This window comes from Pseudonocardia sp. NPDC049154 (genome assembly GCF_040648315.1).
Lineage (GTDB): Bacteria > Actinomycetota > Actinomycetes > Mycobacteriales > Pseudonocardiaceae > Pseudonocardia.
In genome coordinates, this window is sequence record NZ_JBEZDN010000170.1 from 1 (window position 1) to 9,604 (window position 9,604).

General features: G+C 74.2%; 9 protein-coding genes. 4 read left to right on the forward strand and 5 right to left on the reverse strand.

Going from position 1 to position 9,604, the window contains the following annotated elements:
• The coding region (locus AB0B41_RS39860; RefSeq protein WP_358212217.1) for an LLM class flavin-dependent oxidoreductase at positions 1 to 593 on the reverse strand (593 nt) is incomplete at its 3' end.
• A 382-nt stretch (positions 594 to 975) separates the two neighbouring features.
• Between AB0B41_RS39860 and AB0B41_RS39865 the strand changes: the two genes are divergently transcribed.
• Positions 976 to 1,896 (forward strand): TauD/TfdA family dioxygenase, encoded by a 921-nt coding sequence (locus AB0B41_RS39865; protein WP_358212218.1) that lies wholly within the window; start codon positions 976 to 978, stop codon positions 1,894 to 1,896.
• A gap of 63 nt (positions 1,897 to 1,959) precedes the next feature.
• A complete protein-coding gene (locus tag AB0B41_RS39870) occupies positions 1,960 to 2,898 on the forward strand; it encodes an NADP-dependent oxidoreductase (protein ID WP_358212219.1) in 939 nt (312 codons plus the stop codon).
• A 40-nt stretch (positions 2,899 to 2,938) separates the two neighbouring features.
• Here the strand turns inward: AB0B41_RS39870 and AB0B41_RS39875 are convergent, their stop codons facing one another.
• Positions 2,939 to 4,654, reverse strand: a complete 1,716-nt coding sequence (locus tag AB0B41_RS39875; RefSeq protein WP_358212220.1) for an NAD(P)/FAD-dependent oxidoreductase — start codon at positions 4,652 to 4,654, stop codon at positions 2,939 to 2,941.
• Positions 4,655 to 4,815: 161 nt separating this feature from the next.
• Positions 4,816 to 5,307, reverse strand: a complete 492-nt coding sequence (locus tag AB0B41_RS39880; protein ID WP_358212221.1) for a nuclear transport factor 2 family protein — start codon at positions 5,305 to 5,307, stop codon at positions 4,816 to 4,818.
• A 113-nt stretch (positions 5,308 to 5,420) separates the two neighbouring features.
• Here AB0B41_RS39880 and AB0B41_RS39885 point away from each other — a divergent pair, with 113 nt between their 5' ends.
• The gene (locus AB0B41_RS39885; RefSeq protein ID WP_358212222.1) at positions 5,421 to 6,638 is read left to right on the forward strand and encodes a CoA transferase; all 1,218 of its coding nucleotides are present in this window, start codon (positions 5,421 to 5,423) and stop codon (positions 6,636 to 6,638) included.
• 116 nt (positions 6,639 to 6,754) lie between these two features.
• Entirely contained in the window at positions 6,755 to 7,801 is a 1,047-nt protein-coding gene (locus AB0B41_RS39890) for an alcohol dehydrogenase catalytic domain-containing protein (RefSeq protein ID WP_358212223.1), read from the forward strand.
• Positions 7,802 to 7,841: 40 nt separating this feature from the next.
• Here AB0B41_RS39890 and AB0B41_RS39895 read toward each other — a convergent pair whose 3' ends face one another.
• Together AB0B41_RS39895 and AB0B41_RS39900 are read right to left on the reverse strand one after the other, a co-directional pair.
• The gene (locus AB0B41_RS39895) at positions 7,842 to 9,236 is read right to left on the reverse strand and encodes an amidase (RefSeq protein ID WP_358212224.1); all 1,395 of its coding nucleotides are present in this window, start codon (positions 9,234 to 9,236) and stop codon (positions 7,842 to 7,844) included.
• A complete protein-coding gene (locus AB0B41_RS39900) occupies positions 9,233 to 9,370 on the reverse strand; it encodes a hypothetical protein (RefSeq protein ID WP_358212225.1) in 138 nt (45 codons plus the stop codon). The genes AB0B41_RS39895 and AB0B41_RS39900 overlap by 4 nt, the downstream gene beginning before the upstream one ends.
• Between the last annotated feature and the right edge of the window lie 234 nt (positions 9,371 to 9,604).

Consider the following 9,604-nt stretch of genomic DNA (forward strand, 5'->3'; position numbering starts at 1 on the left):
CGCGGCTCGGCGACCGCCCGCGCCCAGTAGCGCTCGAGGTCCGGGGCCGCGCCCTGCGGCCGGCCGCTGATCACGCCGATCCCGCGCGCGGCGGCCGCGTCGACCCCGCGGCGCGAGCCCGTGGCCCACCACATCCGGTCGAGCAGGCCGGGCGCGTCGGGCACGAGCGTGACCCCGCCGAGGATCTCCCGCAGCTCGTCGACGGCCGCGGCGCAGTCGGCGTGCCGCCGCTCGTGGTCCCGGCCGAACAGGGCCGACGCCGCCGGGTCCGAGCCCGCGCCGACGCCCAGCTCCAGCCGCTCGCCGGACAGCGCGTCGAGCACCGCGGCGTCCTCGGCCACCCGGAGCGGGTCCTCCAGCGCCGCCGCGATCACGCCGGTGCCGAGCCGGATCCGACTCGTGGCCTGCGCGACCGCGGCGAGCAGGACGAACGGGGACGGCAGGTAGCCCTGGGCCTCGTCGGCGTGGTGCTGAGCGACCCAGAAGGAGGTGAACCCGGCGGCCTCGGCCGCGACGGCCAGCTCGACGGTGTCGCGGTAGGCGTCGCGCGGGGAGCCCAGGCCCCCGACGTGCGTGAGGTAGCCCAGCTCCATGCACGGACCGTACCGACGAGTTGACGCTGGGTAGTCGAGGGCCGGAGGTGACGGCGGACACTCGCCCGATCGCCTTGCGCACCCGGCCGTGTGACGCGAGTATCCGATCGTGACCCCGGACCTCCGACTCGTGGCTCGGCTCTACGTCGACCTGTGTCGGACGAACGTGGACCTCTGTCCGGTGGACGTCGACCTCTTCTGGACGGGGTCGGCGACGCGCTGCTGGTTCGGTTGAGTGCCGCGGCCCCCGGCCGCCCTCACCGAACGTCCGCCCGCCGCGATCGGTGCGGCGGACGCCCCAGCCCGTCGACGACGTCGTCACCCTCCCGACCTCCCCGGTCGCGGCGTGCGCGCGCCGCGCTGACGTTCCCGGAGCCTTCTCATGTCCCCTGCGTCCCTGTCCGCCGTGTCCCTGTCCGCCGTGCCCGCCTCCGCCGCCGCGACCCTGAACCTCGAGCCGCTCGGCCCGCGCTTCGGCGCGATCGTGCACGACGTCGACCTCGCCACCGCCTCCGACGAGCAGGTCGCCGCGATCCGGGCCGAGCTCACCGCCCGCAAGGTGCTGTTCTTCCGCGGGCAGCACGACCTCGACCCGACCGGCCAGGTCCGGCTCGGCAACCGGATCGGCGAGCTCACGGCGTCGCACCCCGTGGTGCCGGGCATCGACGACGACCACACCGAGATCTACGCGCTCGACTCGGCCGACGACGGGTACGCCGACGTCTGGCACACCGATGTCACCTTCATGAAGCGCCCGCCCCTGGGCTCGATCCTGCGCGCGGTCACGCTGCCGCCGGCGGGCGGCGACACCAACTGGGCGGACCTGGAGCTGGCGTTCGAGTCGCTGGCCCCGCCCGTGCAGCGGCTCGCCGAGCAGCTCGACGCCGTGCACGACGGCACCAAGGACTTCGGCTACTACCTCGCCCAGCGGCGGCAGGGCCGGGGCAGCGAGTGGGACGGCGAGACGGTCACCAGCCTCGACCCGGTGGTGCACCCCGTCGTGCGTGTGCACCCGGAGACCGGGCGGAAGTCGCTGTTCGTGAACCCCGGCTTCACGGTGCGGATCGACGGCGTGTCCGACGCCGAGAGCCGGTCCCTGCTCGACCTGTTCTTCGCGCACCTCACCAAGCCCGAGCACGTCGTCCGGCACCGCTGGGCCGAGGGCGACGTGGCCATGTGGGACAACCGCGCCACCGCCCACTACGCCAACCGGGACTACGGCGACGCCCGCCGCGTCATGCACCGCGTGACCCTGCGCGGCGACGCGCCCGTCGGTGTCGAGGTGCTGCGGAACGCCGGCTGAGACCCGGCACCCGTTCGGGGTCCCGGGCGCGCCGTCGCGACGCGCGGATGGGAGTCTCGGGGCATGCGCGCGATCGGGGTGAACCAGTACGGCGGGCCGGAGGCCCTCGAGGTCGTCGAGCTGCCGGAGCCGCACGCCGGGCCCGGCCAGATCCGGATCCGGGTCCGTGCGGCGGCGGTCAACCCCACCGACACCTACGTCCGGGACGGGTCGCGGGCCGAGCGGCAGCGCAAGGACCCGCCGCCGTACGTGCCCGGGATGGACGCCGCCGGCGTCGTCGACGAGATCGGCGAGGGCGCGGAGGGCGGGCTCTCCCTCGGTGATGCCGTCATGGCCGTCGTGGTGCCCGACGGCGCGCACGGTGCCTACGCGGAGTACGTCGTGGTCCCGGTCGGCTCGGTCGTGCGCGCGCCCGCCGGGGCCGACCACGCGCACGCGGCCACGCTGCCGATGAACGGGATGACCGCGCGCCGGACCCTCGACCTGCTCGACCCCGAGCCCGGGGCCACCCTCGCCGTCACCGGCGCGGCCGGGGCCTACGGCGGGAACGTGGTGCAGCTGGCGAAGGCGGCCGGGCTGCGGGTGGTTGCCGACGCCTCCGACGCCGACGTCGAGCTGGTCCGCAAGCTCGGCGCCGACGTCGTGGTCCCGCGGGGTGACGCGGTGGCCGAGCGGATCCGCGAGCCGGTTCCCGAGGGCGTCGACGCGCTGGCCGACGGCTCGGTGCAGGGCGACCTGCTGCTGCCCGCGGTCCGGGACGGCGGCCGGATCGCCACCGTCCGCGGGTACCGCGGGCCGGAGGAGCGCAGCATCACCTGGCACCCGGTGTGGGTGCGGGACATCGCCGAGGACCGCGAGCGGCTCGACGCCCTCCGCGTGCTCGCCGAGTCCGGCGCCGTCACGCTGCGGGTCGCTGAGACCTACCCGGCCGAGCGCGCCCCCGAGGCCCACGCCCGCCTGGAGAAGGGCGGGACCCGGGGGCGGCTCGTGCTGCTGTTCTAGTCCGGCGACGGCGAGGCGCGACGGCGTCGTACGGCCTCCTCTAGGACGCGGCGGCTGCCGCCTCCTCGGCCAGCTCGGTGAACCGGGCCCGCGCGACCCCGCTGAACCTGCCGTTCGTGGCCGCCCCGCTCTTGCCGCGCGCGAACCCGTCGTAGTTACGGGCGGCGACCTCGTCGCACAGCAACCGGTACACCCCGACCCCGCCCGCGTACGGGTACAGGCGCCGCGGCTTGCCCGGGATGTTCGCGCCCACCCACCAGGAGTTCGCCCGCGGCAGCAACGTCGTCGCGGTGACCTCGTCGTGGTGGGAGACCCAGTCGTCCTCCGCCGCGGGCAGGGCCTCGATGGTGTCGTACCCCTGCTCCTCCAGCCGGCGGAGGCAGTCGGTGATCCAGTCCACGTGCTGCTCGATGGACACCGGCATGTTGCTGAGCACCGACGGGCTCTGCGGGCCGGTGATCATGAACAGGTTCGGGAACCCGTGGGTGGCGAGGCCGAGGTAGGTGTGGGGCCCGTCGGCCCACTTCTCCTCGAGCGCGACCCCGTCCCGTCCCCGGATCCCGAGCTTGAAGAGGGTTCCGGTCATCGCGTCGAAGCCGGTGGCGTAGACGATGACGTCGACCTCGTACTCGGCCTCCGCGGTCCGGACCCCGGCCGGCGTGATCTCCTGGATCGGCGCCTTCCGGACGTTCACCAGCGTGACGTTCTCGCGGTTGAACGTCTCGTAGTACCCGTTCTCCAGCGGCGGGCGCTTGGTGAAGAACGGGTGGTCGCGGGGCGAGAGCAGTTCGGCGATCTCCGGGTCCTGCACACGCTCGCGGATCCGGGCCCGCAGGAACTCCGCGGCGGTCTCGTTCGCCTGCTCGTCGAGCAGCAGGTCGTTGAAGGTCGTGCCGAGCCGGAACCCGCCGCGTTCCCAGGCCTCCGCGAAGATCCGCTGCCGTTCCTCGTCCGAGACCGACAGCGCGGTGCGCTGCGCGACGTCGTAGGGGAAGCCGAACGCCGTCTCGCGCGTCGCCTTCCAGATGTCGCGGTACTCCGCCTTGATCTTCCGGCCGTCCTCGGCGTCCATCGGCCGGTTGCCGCCCGCGATGTCGTAGTTCGCGGTGCGTTGCAGCACGTAGACGTGTGCCGCCTGCTCGGCGATCTCGGGGACGGCCTGCACCGCCGTGGCCCCGGTGCCGATCACCGCGACCCGCTTGCCGGTGAAGTCGACGCCCTCGTGGGGCCACACGCCGGTGTGGTACGACTCGCCGCGGAAGCTGTCCCGGCCCGGGAACTCGGGCAGGTTCGTCGTCGACAGGCACCCGACCGCGGTGATCAGGAAGGTCGCCGCGACCTGCGCGCCGTCGTCGGTGCGGACCGTCCAGCGCCCGGTCGCGTCGTCGTACTCCGCGGCGACGACCCGGGTGCCGAACCGGATGTCCTTGCGCAGGTCGTACCGGTCTGCGACGTGGCGCAGGTAGCTCAGGATCTCCGGCTGTGCCGCGAAGCGCTCGCTCCAGGTCCACTCCTGCAGCAGGTCCTCCGAGAGCCGGTCGGAGAAGCTGTAGAAGTAGCTCTCCGAGTCGCACCGGGCGCCCGGGTACCGGTTCCAGTACCAGGTTCCGCCGACGTCGTCGGCGGCCTCGAACACCCGGGCCGAGAGGCCGAGGGTGTCGCGGAGCCGGTGCAGCATGTAGAGCCCCGAGAATCCGGCGCCGATGACGACGGCGTCGAACTCCTCCGGGACCTGGTCCGTGTGCGCGTGGGACATGGTTCTCCTCGTCCGGGTGGTCTCCGTTGACCCGACACGGCGCCGCCGACGTGACGACGGCGTCACATGACCGGACTAACGATCGTAAGGTCGATCGCAAGGCCCGGGGACCGCCGATCCGGGGTTCGTGCGCGCGTCCGGACGCGGGCTGCTGCCGGGACTCACCCCCGGTCCAGCGCCGCCTCCGCGGGAGGGAAACCGACCTTCCCCCGGTCCCAGCCCCCGGCGAGCGGGGTCCAGTAGAAGAACGTGACCACCCGCTCCGCGAACCGCCAGGCCCCGTCGGCGCCGCGGGTGATCCGGTCCCGGTAGCGGCCGGCGGCGATCTGCGCCTCGCCGTCGACCACGCACGGCTGCCAGAGCCAGGTCTCGCCGGTGGCCGTGTCGCCGTCGATCTCCACGGTCTCGTTGGCGCTGTAGTGCCACCACGCCGTCAGCGGGCCCTCCTGCAGGGCGCCGAAGAAGGACTCGAGCTCGGCGGTGCCGCGCGCGGTGGCGAGGCCGGTGAACACGCCGTCGGGGGTGAAGAGGGCGGCCAGCTCGGGCCAGCGGCCGTCGTCGAGGTACTGGCAGTAGCGGGCGCGCAGCTGGGCGATCTCGTGCGCGTCCTCCAGGCGGCGCAGGCGGGCTTCGAGGGCGTCGGGGACCGGCACGGCTGACCTCCACGATGAGGGTACGAACGATCGTTCGTACCCTAGGGGGGTCCTGCGCCCGGAGTCCACGACAGGCAGGATCTCGGGGCGAGCGCGAGTCGGGGAGGAACGAGATGAACCGTCCGCTGGAGGGCCTGCAGGTCGTGGAGTGCGCCAGCTTCGTGGCCGGCCCGACGGGTGGGATGACGTTGGCGCAGCTGGGCGCGAGCGTGATCCGGATCGACCCGATCGGCGGCAACACCGACCACCGGCGCTGGCCGGTCGTCGGCAACGGGACCGGCCCGGCCGGCGCGGAGTCGTACTACTGGGCCTCGCTGAACAAGGGCAAGCGCTCGGTCACCGTGGACATGCGCTCCGAGGAGGGCCGCGAGCTGGTGACTGCGCTGATCACCGCGCCGGGGACGGACCGCGGGGTGCTGGTGGACAACGTCGTCGGGCGCCGCTGGATGGCCAACGACGTGCTGGTCGCCCGGCGCCCGGACCTGATCCACCTGCGGGTGCAGGGCTACCCGGACGGCCGCCCGGCGGTGGACTACACGGTCAACGCCGAGGTCGGGATCCCGGAGATCACCGGCTCGGAGGAGGGTGGCGCGCCGGTCAACCACGTGCTCCCGGCGTGGGACCTGGTCACCGGGCTGAGCGTGTCGACGGGCGTGCTCGCCGCGCTGTACGACCGCTCGCGGTCCGGCCGCGGCACCTACGTCGAGCTGGCGCTGGCGGACGTCGCGCTGGCCGGCGTGGCGAACCTCGGCTGGCTGTCGGAGGCCGCGGAGCGGGGCCGGGAGCGGCCGCGGCACGGCAACCACGTCTACGGCTCCTTCGGCGTCGACTTCGCCTGCTCGGACGGGGCGCGGGTGATGGTGGTGGCGCTGACCGAGGGGCAGTGGGCGGCGCTGCGGAAGGTGACCGGCACCGAGGAGGTGTTCGCGGCGCTGGAGCAGGCCCTCGACGCCGACCTGACCAAGGAGTCGGAGCGCTACCGGCTGCGCGAGACCATCGCCGCGGTCCTGCGGCCCTGGTTCGCCGCGCGCGACCTCAAGACCGTGTCCGACGAGCTCGACGCCGCCCGGGTGCTGTGGGGCCGCTACCGCGGGATGACCGAGGTGGTGGGTGCGCACCGGCAGGGGCGGCACCCGGTGCTGGCCGACCTGACCCTGCCGGACGGGACGGCGTCGATCACGGCGCGCTCGCCGCTGCGGTGGGGCGGGGAGCACGGTCCGGCGGGGGAGGCCCCGGAGCTGGGCCGCGACACCGACGAGGTGCTGGCCGAGGTCCTGGGCCTGGGCACCGCGGAGATCGGCGCCCTGCACGACCGGGGCGTGGTCGGCTGAGGCCGGCCGCTGCACCGATCGACCCGGATCGGCGGCCCGGTCGCAGACTGAGACACCTGCATGTGACCGGCGCCACTAACGTCCTCCTGCGGCGGTACGACCGAGGGAGGGCACGGATGAAGGCGCTCGTCTACCACGGACCGGGATCCAAGGCGTGGGAGGAGGTCCCCGACGCGGCGGTCCAGGAGCCGACGGACGTCGTGGTCAGAGTGGACACCACCACGATCTGCGGAACGGACCTGCACATCCTCAAGGGTGACGTCCCGGCGGTGACCGACGGCCGCATCCTCGGCCACGAGGCCGTCGGCACGGTCACCGAGGTGGGCTCGGCCGTGACCGGGTTCCGGGAGGGCGACCGCGTGCTGGTCCCGGCGATCACCCGCTGCGGCCGGTGCGAGTACTGCCAGCGCGGCATGCCGTCGCACTGCCAGACCGTCGGCGGCATCGGGTGGATCTTCGGGCACCTGGTCGACGGCACCCAGGCCGAGTCGGTCCGCGTGCCCTACGCCGACACGTCGCTCTACGCCGTGCCGAACGACGTCACGGACGAGCAGGCGATCTTCCTCGCCGACTCGCTGCCCACCGGGTACGAGGTCGGCGTGCTGGCCGGGCAGGTCCGGCCCGGGGACACGGTCGCGGTGGTGGGCGCCGGTGCGGTGGGGCTCGCCGCCATCCTGACCACCGGTCTCTGGGGCGCGTCACGGGTCATCGCCGTCGACACCAACAAGTTCCGGCTGGGCAAGGCCGTCGAGTTCGGGGCGACGGACACCGTCGAGGCCGGTCCGGACGTCGTCGACGCGGTCAAGGCGCTGACGGACGGCCTCGGCGTCGACGTCTCGATCGAGGCCGTCGGCTACCCGGAGACGCTGCGGACCGCGGCCGCACTGGTGCGCCCCGGCGGGCACATCGCCAACATCGGCGTGCACGGCGTGCCGGTCGAGCTGCCCCTCGAGCAGCTGTGGATCCACAACGTCACGCTCACGATGGGCCTGGTCGACACCGTTTCCATCCCGACCCTCCTGAAGATGGTCGCGAGCGGCAAGATCCTCGCCGAGAAGATGGGCACGCACACCTTCGGCCTCGACGAGATCGACCGCGCCTACGAGGTGTTCGCCGACGCCGCTGCCAACGAGGCGCTCAAGGTGGTGATCAAGAGGAACTGACCCTGTGAGTGGCGATAGTCGCCATAGCGACTATCGCCACTCACAGGGTGGGCCAGGGGCGCTGGGGCGGGCGGAGCTCCTCGTACGCCATCGCGAGGGCCAGGACGCCCGCGTCGTCGAACCGCCGGCCCACGATCTGCAGCCCGATCGGCAGCCCGCCCGCGGTGTAGCCGCAGTTCACGGAGATCGCGGGCTGGCCGGACATGTTGAACGGCAGGCTCGTTGCGATGTGCTCGAAGGGCCGGGCCGGGTCGTCGAAGGCCGAGGCGTACTCGACCGGGAAGGGCGGGACCGGCGCGGTCGGGAGCAGCAGGAAGTCCAGGTCGGCGAGGGCGCGGTGGGCGGCGACGGCCATCGCGTCCATCTGGCTGTAGCCGTGGAAGACCTCGGCCCCGCTCAGGTCGGCGCCCGCGGCGGCCCATTCGAGGACCGCCGGCAGGACCTTGGCGCGGCGCTCCTCGGGCAGGGCACCGAGGTCCGACCAGGCGCGGGCCCGCCAGAAGCGGTCCATGCCGTCGAGCATGTCGCGGGTCAGGAAGGGCGCCACCGGTTCCACGACCGCGCCGGCGGCCTCGAGCGCCCGCGCCGCCTCCTCGACGGCCTCACGGACCGCGCGGTCGGTCGCCAGCCCGACGCCGACGTCCGGGAGCAGCCCGATCCGCCGGCCCCGCACCGGGCCCGGTGCCGCCGGCCAGGCGATGTCGCCGCCGGGCAGCGCGGTGTGGTCCCGCTCGTCCGGCACGGCGACGACCGACATGAGCAGCGCGACGTCGGAGGCCGTGCGGCACATCGGCCCGATCACCCGGCCCGCGTACGGCGGCACCACCGGCACCCGGCCGAAGGTCGGCTTCAGCCCGGCGATGCCGTTCCACCCGGCGGGCTGGCGCACCGATCCGCCGATGTCCGTGCCGAGGTGGAGCGGTCCGTAGCCGGCCGCCGCGGCCGCGGCGGCACCCGAGCTCGACCCGCCGGGCGTGCGGGTGGGGTCCCACGGGTTGCGGGTCACGGGATGGAAGCTCGACTGCGACGACCCGAGCATGCCCAGGTCCGGCATGGTCGTCTTGCCCAGGATCACCGCCCCGGCCTCGCGGACCCGGGCCGCCGCCGGGGCGTCCCGCTCGGCGGGCACCAGCTCCGTCGCGGCCGTGCCGACCGGGGTGGGCACCCCGCGCGTCGCGATGTTGTCCTTGAGCGTGATCGGCACGCCGTCGAGCGGGCGCGGCTCACCGGCCCGCCAGCGCCGCGCCGACTCCGCGGCGGCGGCCCGCGCCCCGGCGGGATCCAGGGCGTAGGTGGCGTGCAGCCGGGGCTCGTCCGCCTCGATCCGGGCCAGGACGTCGTCGACGAGGTCGACGGGGGAGAGGGTGCCGGCGCGGTAGCCCGCGAGCAGCTCGCGGGCGGTCAGGTCGGCGAGCCGGGTGGTGCTGCGGGTCAACGGTCCTCCTCGGTGCCGGAGCGGGCGGGGACGGGCTCGGGTGCGGCCGGCCGGTCGTCGGGCGCCGATCCGGGGCGGGCGAGCGGCACCGCCGCCGTGACCAGGAGGTTGAGCACGGCATCCCGAGCACCCACGGCTCGACCCGGTTCGCGGGCACGGCCGCCACGCAGAAACAGGACCGGTGGTCCGAGGATCCACCAGAGCAAGCGGCGCGACGGGCGCGGCTCCGGATCACGCATGGCAGCACGGTCCGTCGTGGACCGGCGCGCCGCAACTGCTGGCCGTGAGTTGCGGATGGTGGGGGCTGCGCCAACGGGCCGCACCCCCGGCCGGGGCAGCACGCGACGGCGGGGGGGGGCGGGGCGGCC

Bases quoted from the DNA above. Each gene is read 5' to 3' on its own strand.
- AB0B41_RS39870 (WP_358212219.1), top strand. From the start codon at position 1,960: ATGCGCGCGATCGGGGTGAACCAGTACGGCGGGCCGGAGGCCCTCGAG.
- AB0B41_RS39865 (WP_358212218.1), top strand. From the start codon at position 976: ATGTCCCCTGCGTCCCTGTCCGCCGTGTCCCTGTCCGCCGTGCCCGCC.
- AB0B41_RS39885 (WP_358212222.1), top strand. From the start codon at position 5,421: ATGAACCGTCCGCTGGAGGGCCTGCAGGTCGTGGAGTGCGCCAGCTTC.
- AB0B41_RS39890 (WP_358212223.1), top strand. From the start codon at position 6,755: ATGAAGGCGCTCGTCTACCACGGACCGGGATCCAAGGCGTGGGAGGAG.
- AB0B41_RS39875 (WP_358212220.1), bottom strand. From the start codon at position 4,654: ATGTCCCACGCGCACACGGACCAGGTCCCGGAGGAGTTCGACGCCGTC.